This window comes from Kosakonia sp. LAM2021 (assembly GCF_016620385.1).
GTDB classification, from domain to species: Bacteria; Pseudomonadota; Gammaproteobacteria; order Enterobacterales; family Enterobacteriaceae; genus Kosakonia; species Kosakonia sacchari.
In genome coordinates this window covers 105,088-123,099 of the sequence record NZ_JAENHT010000002.1, presented here as the reverse complement: position 1 = coordinate 123,099, position 18,012 = coordinate 105,088, and the positions used below count along the sequence as shown (strand labels likewise).

The 18,012-nt window shown below is 53.4% G+C and carries 17 protein-coding genes; 4 read left to right on the top strand and 13 right to left on the bottom strand.

From position 1 onward, the window contains the following. The first annotated feature begins 173 nt into the window (after nt 1-173). Nucleotides 174-569 carry a cupin domain-containing protein gene (locus JKP81_RS07045; protein ID WP_200551167.1) on the top strand — a complete coding sequence of 132 codons (396 nt, stop codon included), beginning with the start codon at nt 174-176 and terminating at the stop codon, nt 567-569. A 102-nt stretch (nt 570-671) separates the two neighbouring features. Here JKP81_RS07045 and JKP81_RS07040 read toward each other — a convergent pair whose 3' ends face one another. Next, nucleotides 672-1,565: a WYL domain-containing protein gene (locus JKP81_RS07040; RefSeq protein WP_200551166.1), complete on the bottom strand. Its 894-nt coding sequence runs from the start codon at nt 1,563-1,565 to the stop codon at nt 672-674. Between the two features lie 386 nt (nt 1,566-1,951). Between JKP81_RS07040 and JKP81_RS07035 the strand changes: the two genes are divergently transcribed. Both JKP81_RS07035 and JKP81_RS07030 read left to right on the top strand, forming a co-directional pair. Beyond that, nucleotides 1,952-2,845, top strand: a complete 894-nt coding sequence (locus JKP81_RS07035; protein ID WP_234455564.1) for an extracellular solute-binding protein — start codon at nt 1,952-1,954, stop codon at nt 2,843-2,845. Beyond that, nucleotides 2,845-3,615, top strand: coding sequence for a molybdenum ABC transporter permease (locus tag JKP81_RS07030; protein ID WP_200551164.1), 771 nt, complete (start codon nt 2,845-2,847; stop codon nt 3,613-3,615). The genes JKP81_RS07035 and JKP81_RS07030 overlap by 1 nt, the downstream gene beginning before the upstream one ends. Before the next feature lie 3 nt (nt 3,616-3,618). On the opposite strand, the gene JKP81_RS07025 is transcribed toward JKP81_RS07030, so the two are convergent. The 3 genes from JKP81_RS07025 to JKP81_RS07015 all read right to left on the bottom strand — a co-directional run bounded on the left by JKP81_RS07025 (nt 3,619) and on the right by JKP81_RS07015 (nt 6,411). Next, the gene (locus tag JKP81_RS07025; RefSeq protein WP_200551163.1) at nt 3,619-4,326 is read right to left on the bottom strand and encodes an SDR family oxidoreductase; all 708 of its coding nucleotides are present in this window, start codon (nt 4,324-4,326) and stop codon (nt 3,619-3,621) included. A gap of 116 nt (nt 4,327-4,442) precedes the next feature. Next, the gene (locus JKP81_RS07020; protein ID WP_200551162.1) at nt 4,443-5,396 is read right to left on the bottom strand and encodes an aldo/keto reductase; all 954 of its coding nucleotides are present in this window, start codon (nt 5,394-5,396) and stop codon (nt 4,443-4,445) included. Nucleotides 5,397-5,475: 79 nt separating this feature from the next. Continuing rightward, on the bottom strand, nt 5,476-6,411 hold the full coding sequence (locus JKP81_RS07015) for a LysR family transcriptional regulator (protein ID WP_200551161.1): 936 nt from the start codon (nt 6,409-6,411) through the stop codon (nt 5,476-5,478). A gap of 203 nt (nt 6,412-6,614) precedes the next feature. Between JKP81_RS07015 and nfsB the strand changes: the two genes are divergently transcribed. Then, nucleotides 6,615-7,268, top strand: coding sequence for an oxygen-insensitive NAD(P)H nitroreductase (gene nfsB, locus JKP81_RS07010; RefSeq protein ID WP_200551160.1), 654 nt, complete (start codon nt 6,615-6,617; stop codon nt 7,266-7,268). Between the two features lie 88 nt (nt 7,269-7,356). On the opposite strand, the gene JKP81_RS07005 is transcribed toward nfsB, so the two are convergent. The 9 genes from JKP81_RS07005 to JKP81_RS06965 all read right to left on the bottom strand — a co-directional run bounded on the left by JKP81_RS07005 (nt 7,357) and on the right by JKP81_RS06965 (nt 17,836). After that, on the bottom strand, nt 7,357-8,550 hold the full coding sequence (locus JKP81_RS07005; RefSeq protein ID WP_200551159.1) for a zinc-dependent alcohol dehydrogenase: 1,194 nt from the start codon (nt 8,548-8,550) through the stop codon (nt 7,357-7,359). Between the two features lie 249 nt (nt 8,551-8,799). After that, nucleotides 8,800-9,777: an ABC transporter ATP-binding protein gene (locus tag JKP81_RS07000; protein ID WP_200551158.1), complete on the bottom strand. Its 978-nt coding sequence runs from the start codon at nt 9,775-9,777 to the stop codon at nt 8,800-8,802. Continuing rightward, the gene (locus tag JKP81_RS06995) at nt 9,774-10,754 is read right to left on the bottom strand and encodes an ABC transporter ATP-binding protein (protein WP_200551157.1); all 981 of its coding nucleotides are present in this window, start codon (nt 10,752-10,754) and stop codon (nt 9,774-9,776) included. The genes JKP81_RS07000 and JKP81_RS06995 overlap by 4 nt, the downstream gene beginning before the upstream one ends. Continuing rightward, complete coding sequence (gene opp4C, locus JKP81_RS06990) at nt 10,751-11,698, bottom strand: oligopeptide ABC transporter permease (protein WP_200551156.1); 948 nt, start codon at nt 11,696-11,698, stop codon at nt 10,751-10,753. The genes JKP81_RS06995 and opp4C overlap by 4 nt, the downstream gene beginning before the upstream one ends. After that, nucleotides 11,698-12,657, bottom strand: a complete 960-nt coding sequence (locus JKP81_RS06985; protein ID WP_200551155.1) for an ABC transporter permease — start codon at nt 12,655-12,657, stop codon at nt 11,698-11,700. Before JKP81_RS06985 ends, opp4C begins: the two co-directional genes overlap by 1 nt. 47 nt (nt 12,658-12,704) lie before the next feature. Then, nucleotides 12,705-14,408 (bottom strand): ABC transporter substrate-binding protein, encoded by a 1,704-nt coding sequence (locus JKP81_RS06980; protein ID WP_200551154.1) that lies wholly within the window; start codon nt 14,406-14,408, stop codon nt 12,705-12,707. A gap of 453 nt (nt 14,409-14,861) precedes the next feature. Further along, nucleotides 14,862-15,554, bottom strand: a complete 693-nt coding sequence (locus tag JKP81_RS06975; RefSeq protein WP_200551153.1) for a hypothetical protein — start codon at nt 15,552-15,554, stop codon at nt 14,862-14,864. 266 nt (nt 15,555-15,820) lie between these two features. Continuing rightward, complete coding sequence (locus JKP81_RS06970) at nt 15,821-16,546, bottom strand: hypothetical protein (RefSeq protein ID WP_200551152.1); 726 nt, start codon at nt 16,544-16,546, stop codon at nt 15,821-15,823. A gap of 333 nt (nt 16,547-16,879) precedes the next feature. Further along, nucleotides 16,880-17,836 (bottom strand): LacI family DNA-binding transcriptional regulator, encoded by a 957-nt coding sequence (locus JKP81_RS06965; protein WP_200551151.1) that lies wholly within the window; start codon nt 17,834-17,836, stop codon nt 16,880-16,882. Between the last annotated feature and the right edge of the window lie 176 nt (nt 17,837-18,012).

The window sequence follows — 18,012 nt, the reverse complement described above, 5'->3', positions numbered from 1 at the left end:
GTGAGGATTATGATCGCCCTGTCACTTTTCCTTTTGGAGCGAATAGGGCGCAGAAAATCGAGTTTATTACCGGCGTTAGTCGCGGTTCTGGTCGCGAACTGGCGCGGTCTGCCTGCAACAATTTCTCGCCTGCCAACTACGCTTTAAAACGTATTCAAACACGGGAGAACAACATGAAAATCATCCGCAGCGCATCGGTTCCCTCTGCGCAAGGGCCGCAAGATTATTTCACCGGGCGCGTACGTATCGACGCGCCATTTAAAGCTGACGAACCCGCACGCGTTGGCGGTGCGACGGTCACGTTTGAACCCGGCGCACGTACCGCGTGGCACACCCATCCGCTGGGCCAAACGCTGATTATTACCCACGGTAAAGGGTGGATTCAGTGCGAAGGCGAAGCCGTCCAGGAGATGAACCAGGGCGATATCGTCTGGATCCCGGAAGACGTGAAACACTGGCATGGCGCAACAGCCACAAACGCAATGACTCATATCGCCATTGCCGAATCACTAAACGGCAGCCCGGTTACCTGGCTTGAACATGTGACCGACGAGCAGTATCACGGCTAACCGCCTGAACAGCGTCCGCTTAATAGCATATTCGCGGCGTAGCCCGGTCTCACTGGCCGAACAGTGTAAGGTTTAGGTCAGTAAGCGCGATAAACGCAAGCACTATCTGTGCGCCACGCCGTGGGCGTAGCGCAGGTGCAGATCCTGCTCGAACTGTTCGCGCAGCGACGCCGGAGAAAGAATGCCGATATCCGGCAACCAGTAGCGCAACCAGCGGAACAGCGTGTGCGGATCGGTGATGGCGGTGGCGAGCGTTAAGCTGCCGTCATCATGCTGTTCAACAATGCGTTGTGCCGGAAACAGCGTCCGACGGGTGACATATTCGGCGGCGTGGGCTGAGACGCGCAACAGCGCTTCTACTCGTGAGCCAAAGCGGATGCCGACGCTGTTTTCCAGCTCCGCCAGCACCTCGGTATGGGGTTCAAAACGGAGAGTCGTGCTTTTCAGGTTTTCTATTCGCGCCACTTCAAACGCTTTCAGCCGCCCATTTTCCACCGCCGCCAGATACCAGAGACCGTACTGGTTAATCAGCCGATAGGGCTGTGCGCACCGGGGTTTATCGCGATAGTGATATTCCACTTCGCAATGCCCGGTGATGGCGCGATTAAGCTGATTAAGGACATCTTCAATTTGCCGGTTCTCCCGGCTACTCGGCGCGTGAAAGGTAATATTGCTGCGGTGCTGCATACTGTTACGCAGTGACTGACCATCATTACGCGGAAAAAGGTGCGCCACGCCGGTAAAATCGGCGAACTCCGCCAAATGGCCGTTATGCAAGGCAGGAAGAAGATGGACGCTGAGTTTATACCGCCCCGGCGAAACCTGATCGAGAATATGCCCAAGCCGTGCCAGATCGCGATAAGCCGTACGTTCAGTGATACCGAATTTTTCGCACAGCCACGCCTTATCAATGATCTTTCCCTGATACAACGCCGCGAAGATCTCGCACAGCCGCTCAATCAACGGGTCGTGTTTTCTGTCGTGACTTTCCTTCATTGTGACGGGTTCCGGAATACTAAGTCTCAGAAGACGTTAACGGTTACGGCCTGACCCTTGCGCCACGGCCCTGCTATCCAGGTAAAACCTTGTTTTTTCATAGTGGTTAACGGCAGTAATGCGAAAAACTAAAATGAAATTTCTGCCCAAAGCGCAACAATTACACAATGCCATGATTTCGCTCAGGGAAAGATAAACGATCGCCCTGACAGGGCGTGTCACTCAGGTGTTTTTTGCACGTTACCGCTGCGTTTACTTCAACAAAGTATCAACAAGTCCGCCGCTTACATTGTTCCTTTCCGGCGTGATACCGATAATCGCTATTTACTTATGTATATAACGAGAGAGCAATGAAGCGTGTATTGACAGGAAAATGGGCAGTGGTTATGGCTCTGGTGGTGTTTACCGTTGCGCCCGCGATGGCAAAAGATATCCGCGTAACGTACGCCGGTTCGATGGGCAAAGTAATGGATCAAGGCTTAGGGCCGGTGTTCGCAAAAGCGCAGAATGGCGATTATCAGGGGCAAGGACAAGGTGCGTACGGTATGGCGCGTCTGCTGGCGAGCCATAAGCTAACGGCGGATGTGTTTGTTTCGATTAACCCAGGCCCGATGCAGATCCTGAAAGACGCGGGCTTAATCGACGATGCCGTACCGGTCGCCAGCACTAGCATGGTGGTGGCCTACAGCCCGCAAGGGAAGTACGCTGCGCAATTTGCAAAGGCCAATGAAAAACATGACGCTTCCTGGCTGACACTGCTGGCGCAAAAAGATGTCCATTTTGGTCGTACCGATCCGTATGTTGACCCGAAAGGGCAGAACATCGTCTTTACGCTGCTGCTGGCGGAAAAATATTATAACCAGCCAGGTATGGCGGAAAAAGTGCTGGGAGAGTTGCAAAACCCGGAACAGACTCATCAGGAAGGCGGTTTGCTGGCGCGCCTGGAAAGCGGGCAAATTGATGCCGCTGCCGGATACGAGAGCGAAGTTCGCTCCGCGCACCTGCCGTATGTGGCACTGCCAGATGAGATCAACCTCAGCAACCCGGCGCTGGCGAAACAGTGGTATGACACCGTGAGCTTCACCATCAAAGACAGCGCGGGTAACGATCAAGTGCTGCATACCCAACCGATGGTTTTCTACGCCGCCGTGCTGAAGAATGCGCCAAATGGCACCGATCAGGCGAAAAAATTCGTCGCATTTATGCAAAGCGCGCAAGGCCAGAAAATCCTTAATCAGTATGGTTACGCCGCGCCGAAAGGCGATGCGCTGTATCGTTGATGCGCGCGACCAGGCGAGTGGCGGGCTGGCTGTCACTCCCCGCATTGCTGCTGCTCAGTATTCCGTTTGTTACCCTGCTGCATGAAACGCCGTGGGGTCATTTCAGGCTTGCCTGGCGGGATGAGAATGCGATTGCCGTGTCGCTTGGCCTCGGGCTGCTGGCGCTGTGCCTGATTATCGTCATTGGGCTGCCGGTGGCATGGTGGTTGGCGCAAGCACGCGGGCGCAGACGTGTCATCACCGAGTTGCTGGTGATGATCCCACTGCTGACGCCGCCGCTGTCGATGGGCATTCTGCTGGTATCCGCATGGGGTCCTTACGGCGTTTTCGGTCACTGGCTGACAGAGGCAGGCCTGACGCTGGTCAACAATCCCGCAGCGTTTGTGCTGGCGCAAATCTATGGCGCACTGCCTTATTTTATCGTGGTGGCACGCAGCGCATTTAGCACCGTGCCGAAAGCGATCCTCGAAGCGGGTCAAACCCTTGGCGCAGGCAGCTGGCAGCGGTTTCGTTACCTGGCTCTGCCGCTGGCGCTGCCGGGGCTTGCCTCCGCCGTTGCGCTGGCATGGGTGCGGGCAGTGGGCGAGTTCGGCATCGTAATGATCTTCGCCTATTTTCCGCAGGGTATTCCGGTCAAGCTGTACACGAATCTGCAAAACGACGGTGTGGCTTCGGTGTATACCCTGCTGTGGTTACTGCTGGTCGTCACCCTGCCGCTGCCGATGATCTGTATGGCGCTGGGCAAGCGGGCGCAAATCAATCAACCGTGAGACCTAGCGCAGCGTATAACCGCCGTCGCAGTAGAGCGTACTGCCGGTCATGTTTTTATTGTCCAGCAAGAACAGTGCAGAATCGGCCTGCTCTTCCACCGTACCGGGGCGTTGTACCAGCGTCACACTGTTCCAGTAATCGTATGCCGCTTCCCGCTGGCTGGCTTCGCGGTTGCGCCACAGTTCGCTATCGGTGGTTCCCGGCGACAGGCAATTAACCCTGATGGGTCGCAACTCCACCGCGAGTCCGCGTGCCAGCCCTTCCAGCGCGGCGTTACACGCGGCGTAGGCCGGTGCGCCAATCGGTCTGGCCGATGCTGCGCCAGACATCAACACCACAGAGGCGGATTTGTCCAGATACGGCAGTGCTTCGAACACTGCCCAGTACTGCGCCCAGAATTTGGCATCGAACAACCCTTCCGATGTTGCAACATCACCATCACGAAAGTGACCGGTCGAATAGGATGCCGCGGGCGTAAACAGCCCCGACAGCGGCTCAACCCCGTCGAAGAAGGTACGCAGCGAGACACGATCGGTAATATCAACGATGCCTCCGGTGGCATTCTTGCCCAGCTGTTCCAGCGCGGTGTGAAGCTTCTGCTCGCTGCGCCCGCCAATCAGCACGCGGTTGCCGCGCGCGACTAGCTTACTCGCCAGCGCGAATCCAATGCCCGACGTGCCGCCAATTATGGCGTAGTTAAGTTGCGTCATTGCCTGCTTCTCTTTGTTTTCAAAGAAGGTATTGAAGCCTGGATCGGTGCGCGGTTCTATCTCAATTGCGCATAAGGTTATGCAGCCCGGCTGCGGGTGCCGCCGGGCAATGGGGGTTACGCGCCTGCGTTATTCAGCGCGGCGATTTCATCGGTGGAGAGGTTTAACGACACGGCGGTGACAAAGCTGTCGATATGCGCCAGTTTGGTGGCACTGGCAATCGGTGCGGTAACGCCCGGTTGCTGAATCAGCCACGCCAGCGCCACTTCGGCGGGTTTCACATTGTGGCTGGCCGCCACGCTTTCCAGCGCCTCAACAATGGCGAAACCTCGCGGGTTCAGATATTTGGCGATGCCCTGCCCGCGCTGGCTTTGGCTCAGATCTTTTTCGCTGCGGTATTTGCCGGACAAGAAACCGGACGCGAGGCTGTAATAGGTCACCACGCCAATATTTTCCCGTATCGTTAAATCCTGCAATGCGCCTTCAAAGCTGGAACGGTCATAAAGATTGTATTCCGGTTGCAGCACCTGGTAGCGAGGCAGGCCTTTGGCGTCTGCCACTTTTAGCGATTCGCCCAGTTGTTCGGCGTTCAGGTTGGATGCGCCAATGGCGCGGATTTTCCCGGCTTTCAGCAGTTTTTCATACGCGCCGAGCGTTTCGTCATAAGCGGTTTCGCTGTCTGGCCAGTGTGAGAAATAGAGATCGATATAGTCCGTTTGCAGGCGGCGTAACGAATCTTCCACCGCCTGGGTGATCCAGCGCGCGGAAAGGCCTTTTTTACCCGCTTCGCCCATATCGGCGCCGACTTTGGTAAACAGCGTGACTTTGTCGCGCGCGCCAGGATGCGCCGCCAGCCAGTTGCCAATAATGGTTTCCGATTCGCCGCCTTTATTGCCCGGCGCCCAGCGCGAGTAAACATCGGCGGTATCGATAGCGCTAAAACCCCTTTCCAGCAGCGCATCCAGCAAGCTGAAGCTCTGCTTTTCATCGACCGTCCAGCCAAAAACGTTGCCGCCGAAAACCAGTGTCGGGATCTGTAATCCTGTTGTACCCAGTGAACGTAAAGCCATGTGCTGATACCTCCGTAAGAGTGCGTAATATCCTGTGCAAAGAGGTTAATCCTGGCGCGCAGTGGCGTACATTTTTTGGTCATCCGTGCGGTTTAAAAGCCGGGTGAGTGTGCAGCAACGCGGTGATCGGCCGCAGATGTTCGCGCAGCACGCTATGCAGATGGCGAATTGCCGGGGAAAACTGTTTGCGATGCGGGCAAATCAGATTCAGCGGCGTGGCTTCGCCGGGGTGTTGTGGCAACAGTACTTCCAGTCGCCCTGCCAGCACATCGGCGCTGATATCGATCCACGATTTATAAATAATCCCCATGCCTTCCAGCGCCCAACGCCGGGCAACATCAGCGTCGTCGCACAGCATCCGGCTTTTGACGATCAACTGGCGGCGCATGCCGTTTTCCGGAAAGCTCCATTTGTCATACACCTGGCTGTTCATGGTGAAGAGTAAACAGTGGTGATTGACCACGTCATCGAGCGTTTGCGGGCGTCCGTGCTGCGCCAGGTAAGCCGGTGACGCCGCCAGCACACGACGGTTATCCTCCGCCAGCGGCAAGGCGACATAGCTGTTGTTGTCCAGCACGCCGTAACGAATGGCGATATCGACCGGATCGCGAAAGACATCGCTGATTTGATCGGACAGCGAAAGCCGCAGCGACACTTTGGGGTGCTGCTCGCAAAAGCGCGTAATCAGCGGCAGCAGCACATTGCGGCCAATATCGGAAGGCACCGCCACGCGCAGTTCGCCCTGAATCTCTTTATCGCCGCTGTGCAGACTCTCCGCACCGGCCGCGACAACCGCCAGCATCTCCTGGGCGAAAGGGAGATATTTTTCCCCTTCGGCGGTGAGGCGCAAACTGCGCGTGGATCGGACAAACAGCCGTTTATCCAGATCGCGCTCCAGCCGGTGTACCGCCGCGCTCACCTGGCCTGGCAACAGCCCGGCTTCGCGCGCCGCGTTTGAAAAACTTCCCAGTAGCGCTGAACGGACGAACAGCGTGACATCTTCCAGCCGAATCATGGTTTCTCCGCAGGATGAATAACAGGCGAGTGGCTTCTCTGTTTTGCCAGAAAACAGCGTCCTGGCAAACACCATTTTCACTCGCCGAGTGAAAGTGCTGCCTTTTTACACCGATTTATCTTGTGCCGCTTTGTGTTTATTCTCGTCACACTCTACGGGACGGTTCGCCCCGAATTTTTCATCTATTGCGCAGGAGAACGACAATGACACTTGATGATGCGGTAATTGCCCGCCATACCGTGAAAGCCTTTGAACCCGGCAAAACGCTGCCGCAGGATAAAATCGACACCTTGCTCAACGTGCTGCAAAACAGCCCCTCTTCAGTGAACTCGCAACCGTGGCACTTTGTGGTCGCCTCCACGCCGGAAGGCCGCGCGGCAATGGCGAAATCCGCCACTGCGGCGTTCATCTATAACGAGCCGAAAATCGTCAATGCGTCTCACGTTATCGCCTTGTGCATCCGCAGCGATCTTGATGAGCAGCACCTGCAAAATGTACTGGAACAAGAGCAGAAAGATGGTCGCTTTAAAGACGAAGCGGCAAAAGCGGGTCAGGATAAAGGCCGCCGTTCGTACGTAGCGATTCACCGTTATGAGCAGCGCGATCTGCCGCAGTGGATGGAAAAACAGGTTTATCTGGCGCTTGGCGGCCTGCTGCTGGGTGCGGCAATGCTGGGGATTGATGCCACACCGATGGAAGGTTTCGACCAGCGCGAACTGGATCTCTCCCTCGGCCTGCGTGAGAAAGGGCTGACCAGCGTGGTGCTGGCGTCGCTCGGTGTTCGCAGCGACAACGATTTCAACGCCGCGCTGCCAAAATCGCGCCTGTCGCGCGACGAGATTTTCACCTTTATTTAAGCTCCAGCGCTTCGGTATGCCTCTCCTCGCCGGGAGAGGCATGGCACGTCCTAGCAATTCCCGCGGGTGTTAGCCAAAAAGCGACAGGTCAAATCGTCGCTTTTTGTGCATTCAGGCCCGGTACGAGGATCACTTTGCGGCAATCTTCGGCATGTTTATCGAAGATGTCATAGCCGCGAGCGGCCTCTTCCAGCGGCAGGTGGTGCGTAACGATTTCTTCCGGTTTCAAATGGCCAGACTCAATCAGCGGTAACAAATCCGGCAGATACGCATGCACATGCGTCTGGCCCATTTTGAACGTCAGCCCTTTGTCGAAAGCATCGCCAAACATAAACGCATGGATAAAACCAGCATATACGCCCGGCACGCTGACAATCCCGCCGCGTCGCGTAGCGGCGATCGCCTGGCGGAGCACTTTCCCGCTACTGCCTTCGATTTTCAGCGTACTGAGCACCGTTTCGGTGGTGCTACCTTTGGCTTCGAATCCCACGGCATCGATAACGGCGTCAACGCCACGGTGACCCGCCGTGTTTTCAATAATCCAGGCCGCAGGATCGTCATTGTTATCGAAGTTAATCGGTATCACGCCATAGCGATCGCGGGCAAAAGCCAGCCGGTAGTCGCTGTCATCAATCATAAAGATCTGTTCGGCTCCCTCCAGACGCGCGCAGGCCGCCGTGAGTAAACCGACTGGCCCGGCACCGTAAATCGCCACGCTGGAGCCGGGTTTCACCTCGGCGTTTTTCACCGCCTGCCAGGCGGTAGGCAGAATATCGGAGAGAAACAGCACTTTCTCATCAGCCAGTTTGTCCGGCACTTTAAACGGCCCGGTGTTCGCTTTCGGCACGCGCACATATTCGGCCTGGCCGCCGGGAATACCGCCGTATAAATCGCTGTAACCGAACAGCGCCGCAGGCGGCGTGATGCCCTTGCGGTTCAGCGCCGCGCCTTTGCCGGAATTGGTTTGTTCACAGGCCGAGTACTGGTGAAGTTTGCAGAAAAAGCACTCCCCGCAGGCAATGACAAAAGGGATCACTACCCGGTCGCCTTTGCTGACAGCATGGACGCCCGGCCCGGTTTCCACCACTTCGCCCATAAATTCATGACCGAATATATCGCCGTGATTGGTGCCCGGTATTTTCCCGTGATAAAGATGCAGATCGGAACCACAAATTGCCGTTGCGGTAACGCGAAGAATAATATCGTCTGAAGATTCAATAACCGGATCGGGGCGGTTATCAACGCTAACTTTATGCGCGCCGTGATAAGTCAGTGCTCTCATATATCCTGTTCCTTATAAGGTTCAGACAGAACTGATAAGCATAGAACAGACCAGAGCAGAGAAATAAAATAAGCAGTAATTCTTAATGTCAGCGAAACGGTTATTTTTGGTCACAACAACATTGCTTGTTAAATTACCGCTTCGCTGATTAAAAAGATGAATATTAATTATTCGGCAGTAATAGAGAGATTATTTTTCTCTATTTCTGGCTGGAGCCGTAACGCCAGCCAGAAATAAAAAGACCATTATTTATTCTGCCATTCCTACCAAATGACACGCCACATGATGCCCTGGTTCCACTTCACGCAGCACCGGGATTTCAGCGCGGCATTGGGCGGTCGCCAGCGGGCAGCGCGACGAGAAACGGCAGCCGGACGGCGGGCGCGACGGATCGGGAATTTCCCCCTGCACCACAGCGACGGGTTCGCTATCCGGGTCGAGCGTTGGCACCGCCGCCAGCAATGCCTGGGTGTAAGGGTGCAGCGGCCGGTTAAACAACGTGTCGCGGCTGGCGGTTTCCACCAGTTGCCCGAGGTACATCACCGCGACGTCATCGCACAGGTGTTCCACCACGCCCAAATCATGGGAGATAAACAGGAATGTCACGCCGCGATCGTCGCGAAGGTCGGCAAAGAGATTAATGATTTGTGCCTGAATGGATACATCCAGCGCCGAAATCGGCTCATCGGCAATGATGAAATCCGGATTGAGGATCAGCGCGCGCGCAATGCCAATACGCTGGCGCTGCCCGCCGGAAAACTCGTGCGGGAAACGGTTGTAGTGCTGCGGCGCCAGCCCGCAAATCTTCATCACGTCCAGCACCTTGAGCATAAGCTCTGCCCGGCTGCACAGCTTATGCTCAAGCATCGCTTCGCCAATCGCATCGCCCACGCGAATACGCGGGTTCAGGGAACTGTACGGGTCCTGAAACACCAGCTGGATTTTCGGGCGCAGCGCGCGCATCTGTTTCGCGCTCAGATCCTGCAGCTCCTGGCCGCGATACTTCACGCTGCCTGCGGTTTTGTCGTACAGCCCAAGCAAGGTGCGGCCAACGGTGGTTTTACCGCTGCCGGACTCGCCCACCAGCCCGAAAATCGTCCCCTGGCGAATCTTAAAGCTGACGCCGTCCACGGCGCGTAGCTCTCCGGTTTGCTGGCCAAACAGCCCGTCACGCAGCGGGAAGTGCTTTTTCAGCCCTTCCACTTCAATGACATATTGCTCACTCATGCGGTTGGCTCCAGAAGCGTACTGTGAATACACGCGGCTTGCCGCGTCTGGCCGATAAGCGGCGGGATCCCCGCCCGGCATGCGTCGGTCGCCCGCTCGCAGCGATCGTAAAAGGCGCAGTACGGCGGCAGCGCAGCGAGATCCGGCACCTGGCCGGGAATGGAGTAGAGCCGACGCCTGCGCTCGCCCGGAACAGGACGTGCCGCGATCAGCCCTTTGGTGTACGGATGCAGCGGGTTACGCAGCACATCGGCCGTCGGGCCTTGTTCAACAATGCGCCCGGCGTACATCACCACCACGTGCTCCGCCATTTGCGCGATCACGCCTAAATCATGGGTAATGAGCATCAGCGCCATCTCATGCGCCCGCGCCTGGTCGCGCAGCAGCCGCAAGATTTGCGCCTGTACGGTAACATCCAGCGCGGTGGTCGGTTCGTCGGCGATCAGCAGTTTTGGCTGGCAGCTCAGCGCCATGGCAATCATGATGCGTTGCAACATGCCGCCGGAGAGCTGATGCGGGTAGCTGCTCATCAGGCTCTCCGCCCGCGCAAGCCCCACCTCGGTGATTAACTGCGTGGCATGCGCCCACGCCGCTTTGGGCGTTTCACCGCGATGGCGAATCAGCGGTTCGCAAAGCTGCTCGCCAATGGTCAGCACCGGATTAAGCGCGGTCATCGGCTCCTGGAAAATCATCGCCAGTTGGTTGCCGCGCAGACCCGCCATTTTTGACGGCTTCAGGCGCAGCAGATCGGTGCCCTGAAACAGGATTTGCCCGCCGTCGATGCGTGCCGCTTGCGGTGGTAACAACCCCATCAGCGACATGGCGGTGACGCTTTTACCGCAGCCGGACTCGCCCACCACGCCGATAGTTTGCCCGGCGTTGATGGTGAACGACACGTCCTGCACGGCGCGCACGCGCCCCTGATCGCCGGCAAAAGAGAGGGACAATTGATTAAAGGTGACCAGCGGTTCGCTCATTTCACGCTCCGTTTCATCTTCGGATCCAGCGCATCACGCAGGCCGTCACCCAACACGTTAATCGCAATCACGGTAATAAAAATGGCAATACCCGGCGGCATCCACAGCCACGGGCGGCGCTGAAAATCAATCAGGCTGTTGGCGGCGTCCATCATGTTGCCCCACGATGGCGTGGGCGGCACCACGCCAAGACCGAGATAGCTTAGCGCGGACTCCATCAGAATAGCGTTCGCCACCGCCATCGTCGCCATCACCACCAGAATCGGGATGGTATTCGGCAATAAGTGACCAAACAGACGGCGACGCGACGACAAGCCCAGCACCTGCGTCGCCAGCATAAAATCGCGCTCGCGCAGGGAGAGAATTTGCCCGCGCACCAGCCGCGCCAGTTTCGGCCACTCCAGCAAACTGAGCATGACAACCACCATGTAGATGCGTGATTCAGCGGAGAAATCGAGTTCCGACAGCATCGCACCGGCGACAATCAGCAGCGGTAAACTCGGAATGGTCATCACCAAGTCCGCCAGCCGCATAATCAGTTTGTCTGTCCAGCCGCCCGCATAACCGGAGACCGCGCCCAGCAGATAGCCGAGCGCCACGGAGAGCAGCATGGTCAGCAGACCAATAATCAACGAAATGCGCCCCGCCAGCAGCAGGCGGGTATAGACATCGCGGCCCAGAAAATCAGTGCCCAGCCAGTGCTCCGCACCGGGGGGCTTGTTGATCATCAGCGCGTCGGTGGCGTCGTTTTTCCACGGCGACCAGAGCGGCCCAATCACGCACCAGATTGTCATTACCACCAGCAAAAACAGGCACAACATGGCTAAATGATTATGGCGCAGCGCTTTCCAGGCTTGCCGCCACGGTGAAGGTGTGGCCTGTGCCAGCGCCGGGATTTCCGCTTTACGAAGGCGACGATTGGTTGAAAAAAGCGAACCGAACATCACGACCTCACCCGAATACGTGGATCAGCCCACGCGTAAAGCACATCGGCAATCAGGTTGCCAAGAATGGTTAGCACCGCCAGGAACAGGGTAAAACCCATCAGCACCGGGTAATCGCGCGCCGCCAGCGAATCGATATGAATATGTCCCGCGCCCGGCCAGTTAAACACTTTTTCGGTAATGATCGCGCCCGAAAACAGCCCCGGCAGCTCAAACCCGAGCAGGGTAATAATTGGCAGCAACGCATTACGCAGCGCGTGTTTAAAAATCACCGTCCGTTCGCGCAGCCCTTTGGCGCGCGCGGTGCGGATAAAATCCATCTTCACCACATCCAGCATACTGGCGCGGAAATAGCGTGTCAGACTGCCCGCCTGCAACATCACCAGTGCCAGTACCGGCAGCACCAGGTGCGCCGCCACCTGCATCACCCACGCCCAGCCGCCTTCGTCGCTGCCGGTATTGGTCATACCGCCGACCGGCAGCCAGTGCAGATCCACCGCAAACCACTTAATCAGCAACAGGCAGAGGAAAAAGGTCGGAAAAGACATGGCGGCAAACACCACCACGCTCACCAGGTGATCGAACAGCGAGTTGGGTTTCAGCGCCGAGGCGATACCCACCGCCAGGCCGATGCCCCAGTAAAACACCAGCGCCACACTTGCCAGCAGGAACGAGTTCCAGATGTACTGGTTAAGCAACTGGCTCACCGGAATTTGGTATTGCAACGAGAAGCCTAAATCACCGCGTAATAACTGGCCGAGCCAGTGCAGATAGCGGGTGAATAGTGGTTGATCGAGGCCATAAATGGCTTTCAGTTCAGCGGCGCGGGCGGCGGTCAGCGTGACGTTGCCGTCGATAAAGTCGCCCGGCGTTTTGGCAAACAGCATGAAGATAATCAGCGAAGCCAGCAGCAGCATGGGAATAGTTTGCAGCAGCCGCCTCAGGATAAAATTTCGCATAGTGCTCTCATGGCAACTGCCGGGACGCCCCGGCAGTTGTGATGGTGTTACTTAACGATTTTCACATCCGGCAGGCTGCCGGTCAGGCCGTTGTAGATATCCGGTTTAAAACCGGTGACGCGGGCGCTGCTGGCCGACAAAATCTCGCGGTTGCCCAGCAGGATCACCGGCGGATCATCTGCCAGCACTTTATACAGCTGGTGGTAAATCGGTTTACGTTTTTCCACATCCAGCACCGCGTTACCTTCGTTAATCAGCTTATCGACCTGCGGATTGTTATAGCCGGACTCTTTCGCTTCCGTGCTGTAGTAATCCCACACGCCGTCATGCGGATCGTTTAACGTGCTGGTGCTAAAGGAGGCGAGGTCATAATTGCCGGCTTTACGCTGCGCCATCAGGGCGTTGAAGTCGACAACCTGCGGTTTCAGCAGCACGCCAATCTGTTGCCAGTTCTCTTTGGCAATCGGGATCAGCGCGTCGTTCAGCACTTTCTTGCTCACCAGCAAGGTCAGTTCCAGGCGTTTGCCGTCTTTCACACGGATGCCGTCCGGCCCCGGTTTCCAGCCCGCTTCATCCAGCAGTTTTTTCGCTTGCGCCGGGTCGAATTTGTACGGGTTAACCCCGTCAGTGTTATAGGCCCAGGAGATCGGCGCAATTGGCTCAATCGCCACTTTGCCGTACCCCTGATACACCACATCAATCAGCTTCTGGCGATCAAGGCCGTAAATCAGCGCCTGGCGTACTTTCACGTCCTGCAACGCCGGGCGACGCACGTTGAATTCCACTTTACTGTAATCGCTGGAACCGTACAGGTTGATATTGGCGAAGCCGAGCATTTTCAGCTGTTCAATATCATCCGGGCGCGAGGTGAACGCATCGTAGTCCGTCTCGCCGGTCTGGAACAGCTGGAAATTGGTGGACGGATTGGTCACGCGGTAGATAAAGCGCGGCGTTGGCGGTGTGCCACGGTAGAAATGGGTGTTGGCGTGGAAACGGATCTCCTGACCTGGAATGTATTTCTCATAGACATACGGCCCGTTGCCCAGCGGTTTGCCGTGCAGTGTGCGCAGGTAATCCAGGTTGCCGCGCTGATAATCCTTGCCGTAATAGGCTTTGGACAGCACCGGCCCGCCGATTTTCGCCAGCGTTGTGGCACCTGGCTGGGTGGTGGTGACTTGCAGCGTTAACGGATCAATCACTTTCAGGCCGCTGACGCTGTCCGCTTTCCCGGCTTTGTATTCCGCGCCACCCGCGATATTCGCCAGCGTGATATCCGTGTCGCCATCATATTTCGGGTCGTAAAGCACCGTCAGGGTAAAAGCCACGTCTTCGGCGGTCAGCGGCGAGCCGTCGCTGAAAGTCAGATTCGGGCGCAGCTTGATGGTGTAGACCTTGTTATCCGGGCTAACCGTCCAGCTTTCGGCCAGGCCCGGTACCAGTTTGCCATGGCTGTCCCAGTCGATCAGGCGCGAGAAGATGACGTTGGTGACGTTTTCATCCCAACCATTGACGAAGAAGTAGGGGTTAAAAATCCCCTGCGGCTCCGAAATACCGGCGACCACCGTGTCTTTGCGCAGCTTCGCCGCCGCCGGGATCTGGCTGGCATCTGTCGCCGGTGTGATGCCTTCTTTTAAGGTTTCGTCGGCGAACGAGGCAGACGAGAAAGCCACCACACTGCTGAGTAGCGCGATTTTCAGCGCGAGGGTGAAGCGCGTGGGTTTCGTTTTTAAGCTATTCACAAAGCTGGCCAAAATTGCTCCCTCATCAAATGATTGCGTGGAATTTACAAATAATGACGAACGATAAGAGCCGCACCGCACCCTGTCTAACAACGAAAACGTATGGCTTATAGCTAAACGTCCTTAGCAAACTTATGGCTAACGATTGGTGGGATTTAGCTAAGTAGCGTGTTTTCTGGCTTACAAGCCCACCTGCGTATGCGAATGCTATTGGATGAGGAATCATAATAATGAGGACAACACCGTAAAGTGAGCATCATAAAGGAACGTTCATTAGCACTATTAAGGAAATGCAGTGCATAACAACAAATATCTCTTAACATTCCCCCTGCAAGTCATTACTAAAAAATATAAACCTTCAACCCCATCTAAAGCAGAATAGTTATTTAAAAAGTGCAATCTTAAATTAATTCTATGTTTAATTATAAAAACCAGACATTATGCTCACATAGAAGCCTTGGTTAATTAAAGTCGCCCTGAAAAATCTCTCAATGCTATATTGATATATTCTGTATGCTCAAAATAGCTCATAAGAAAATCGAAATCAAAGAAAGGCGATTTTATATTATTAAAGACATCATGCTCAATGAACGCATCTCTTTGTTTATTGAGTATCTCTTGTGTTTTATTAATTATTTTAACCTCTTCCATATTAAAAGTATTTTTAAAATCTTGCATTTGCAATAGAACGTCTCGGTCTTCGAACTGAATACTTAAACTACCCGAGAAAAATATATACAATCCTATGTTGGAATCCGTGTAATCTAAACTCTTTCCAGAAAGCCAAACATATTTACTTCCGGTAGAAAAAGATACGGGAAGTGTGTGATAAATTTTTCCTGACCCATTATCGAGACACATACAATATGTGACATCCCCTTCGGCAACTATTTTTGCCTTTCTCAACAAGAATGATGCTACTGAATCCTCACTATCATACCTGTCAGCAAATTTAGCAATTACTCCTTCAGGATTTTCAGCAATGGCATGACAACACCAAAGATTTTTATCAGCGTTTATTTCAAGGTTTTCTACACTCACAACGATTTTGTCAGTCTCACCACAGGGATCTATCGCAAAGTAAGAATACAACCCAGAAGAATTATCCAGGTTAAGCAAAGACGGATACCCCTCGGTGATATTGATTTTGTAATTCATTACTGCCCCCTTACTTTGAAGAAATACACCTGAAGATATTTCACTATTGATTGGTATTATTCTATCTAACAGAGTGCGAGTTTGATACTAAAGCAATTCCTTTCACAACAAAATTTGGTCATTTTTGTGATCAATTTGCAAATTTAACTTAACAATGCAAAATAAGTTACTGAGAATAAATACTAGCGCTACGATAGTATGATGCTGAATAAGCGAAAGCAAAAAATAGCATCTTCAATAATGCGTTGTAGTCGCCTTTATAAATATTAAAAAGGAACAAATCTTATTTTATGATCAATAACGTGACTTTTAATCGCTATATTATTATTTTCGCTATAACTAAAATAGCGAGAAAGGTATGAATGATCATGAAAAGGACTTTGAATATTATTTAAATGCAACGCATCAAAATCTCTTTTTTTGAGATCAATAAATAACTCCTGTGCTTTATTTAATGCTTTCGCAGACTCAATAGTTATGTTGTTCTCAAGTTCGATGGATTGAGAAATTATATCGAACTCATCGAATTCCAGGAATAATTTTCCTGTAGCAATAATTGTTAACCATACCATGGTGTTATGGTAGTCTGCACTTCTTCCAGCAAGAAAAATGTATTTATCACCAATATCAAAACCACAATCATCAGAGTGATAATGATTTTCTCCTCCTTTTTCCAACACCATAAAGACACTTCTTTTATCCATCAGCACTCTTGCCCGTTTTAATACCACAGTGAATATGCATTCTGGCTGATTAATATCCACTTCTTTTAACAATGTAGCTATTATGCTATTTGGATTCTGATTTAAAATTGGAGAAAACCAAATATCTTCATACATATTTATTTCGATATTTTCCAGGATTATAACAAATTGCTCATTCCCCCATGAAGATATTTCAGGAAAGGTAATGTAATTATGTAATCCAACATCACTATCCATACAGATAAATCGTTCATAACTATCTGTTATATCTAATACATATCTCTCCATTTTTCACTTCCTTTTAATGTTGTATACACCTGAGATCGGTCTGTTCCCTGCACCTATTTTTAACTTTTCTCCAGCCTGCGGGGCGGATCAGAATCCTTGAGAGAATACCCAACTAAAAAATGTCAATTTAGGTTAAATTTCATTTAATTATCCGTTTTGAGTATAATCCTATCAAAGAAATTACAAAGCACCATCCTTCGGCGTAAATATTATATCCGAATTAAAATTTAGGATTAGACAAAGATATATCCACTTAACAACAGCTAACGTCGAAAAGGATAGACTCTATACATCAATAAAAAAGCCCCCGACCGGAGGCTTTCAAAAAAGCGATTAGCGTTTGCTGACATCGGGAATAATTAAATCCCCGCGCACCCGGTAAGCACCCAGCACGCTCTGCGTTTTTTCATTTAGCCAGGCGACAATGCGCGCTGCCATCGCGTCCATCGAATATTCGATAGCCGGAATGGTAGGAATGCCTGGCAAATGCAGTGAACCGGCGAGGCTGAAGACCATAATGTCGCCCGGCACCGATTTATTAAACGCCTGCAATTGCGGGATCACGCGCTGGGCTTCCTGCTCGTCCGCCACCAGCAACGCGTTGAAATTCAGGGTGGTGGCGTTATTGAGCAGCACCTGCAACGCAACAGAGGACGTGGTGTCATCCATAAACACCAGGTTGCGGTTAAACGGCAGGAAATTATTTTCCAGCGCCAGCTTATAGCCGTGCAGCACTTGATCGGCTGCGGCGGTACGCGGGTGAATAAGCGCAATTTGTCGGCGGCTCTGGCTAATCAGGTAGTTACAGGCCGTTTCGGCGGCGAAGGCGTGATCAAATTGAATACAGTTGGGCGTGGCGTCGGCAGACTCAACGCAATCCACCAGGATGACGTTTTCATCGTCAATTTTGAGCGGAAAACGCGCGCCGATGATCAGCACATCGTCACACAGCCCGCAGGTCAGCTCATCCAGCGCACTCATCACTTCCGCTTTGGTATTGGCGAAGCGCAGCAGCAGATGTTTCTGGCTCTGGCTTAAATGCTTTTCCAGCGCGTAGAGGTAGCCGGTGGTTTGGTTGATATTGTCCTGGGCGCAGATAACACCGATGCAGCCTGTCGACTGGCTGAGCAATGACTGCGCGATAACATTGGGCCGATAATTCAGCTCTTCGACCGCTTTCAGCACCGCGAGGCGACTGGCTTCCTTAACGCCGCGCGAACCGCTCAACACCCGTGAGACTGTGGCTTTCGACACCCCAGCTAAACGTGATACATCGTTGATTGTAGACATCTTTCTCCCCTGACAGACGCACATTGCGCCCGCAAAATCTAAATACTTCAACGGCTAATATATAACCACACGCAGTATAACGGTTTCGCTTTTTGATGGAAACCGATTTTCCGTTTTGCGCTTTTTGTTCTCAACAGAGTGCCAAATTCCGTGACGCAAATCCAATTACGGCATCA

Coding starts and splice junctions, on each gene's coding strand:
- JKP81_RS07045 (WP_200551167.1), top strand. CDS start 174: ATGAAAATCATCCGCAGCGCATCGGTTCCCTCTGCGCAAGGGCCGCAA.
- JKP81_RS07040 (WP_200551166.1), bottom strand. CDS start 1,565: ATGAAGGAAAGTCACGACAGAAAACACGACCCGTTGATTGAGCGGCTG.
- JKP81_RS07035 (WP_234455564.1), top strand. CDS start 1,952: ATGGCTCTGGTGGTGTTTACCGTTGCGCCCGCGATGGCAAAAGATATC.
- JKP81_RS07030 (WP_200551164.1), top strand. CDS start 2,845: ATGCGCGCGACCAGGCGAGTGGCGGGCTGGCTGTCACTCCCCGCATTG.
- JKP81_RS07025 (WP_200551163.1), bottom strand. CDS start 4,326: ATGACGCAACTTAACTACGCCATAATTGGCGGCACGTCGGGCATTGGA.
- JKP81_RS07020 (WP_200551162.1), bottom strand. CDS start 5,396: ATGGCTTTACGTTCACTGGGTACAACAGGATTACAGATCCCGACACTG.
- JKP81_RS07015 (WP_200551161.1), bottom strand. CDS start 6,411: ATGATTCGGCTGGAAGATGTCACGCTGTTCGTCCGTTCAGCGCTACTG.
- nfsB (WP_200551160.1), top strand. CDS start 6,615: ATGACACTTGATGATGCGGTAATTGCCCGCCATACCGTGAAAGCCTTT.
- JKP81_RS07005 (WP_200551159.1), bottom strand. CDS start 8,550: ATGAGAGCACTGACTTATCACGGCGCGCATAAAGTTAGCGTTGATAAC.
- JKP81_RS07000 (WP_200551158.1), bottom strand. CDS start 9,777: ATGAGTGAGCAATATGTCATTGAAGTGGAAGGGCTGAAAAAGCACTTC.
- JKP81_RS06995 (WP_200551157.1), bottom strand. CDS start 10,754: ATGAGCGAACCGCTGGTCACCTTTAATCAATTGTCCCTCTCTTTTGCC.
- opp4C (WP_200551156.1), bottom strand. CDS start 11,698: ATGTTCGGTTCGCTTTTTTCAACCAATCGTCGCCTTCGTAAAGCGGAA.
- JKP81_RS06985 (WP_200551155.1), bottom strand. CDS start 12,657: ATGCGAAATTTTATCCTGAGGCGGCTGCTGCAAACTATTCCCATGCTG.
- JKP81_RS06975 (WP_200551153.1), bottom strand. CDS start 15,554: ATGAATTACAAAATCAATATCACCGAGGGGTATCCGTCTTTGCTTAAC.
- JKP81_RS06970 (WP_200551152.1), bottom strand. CDS start 16,546: ATGGAGAGATATGTATTAGATATAACAGATAGTTATGAACGATTTATC.
- JKP81_RS06965 (WP_200551151.1), bottom strand. CDS start 17,836: ATGTCTACAATCAACGATGTATCACGTTTAGCTGGGGTGTCGAAAGCC.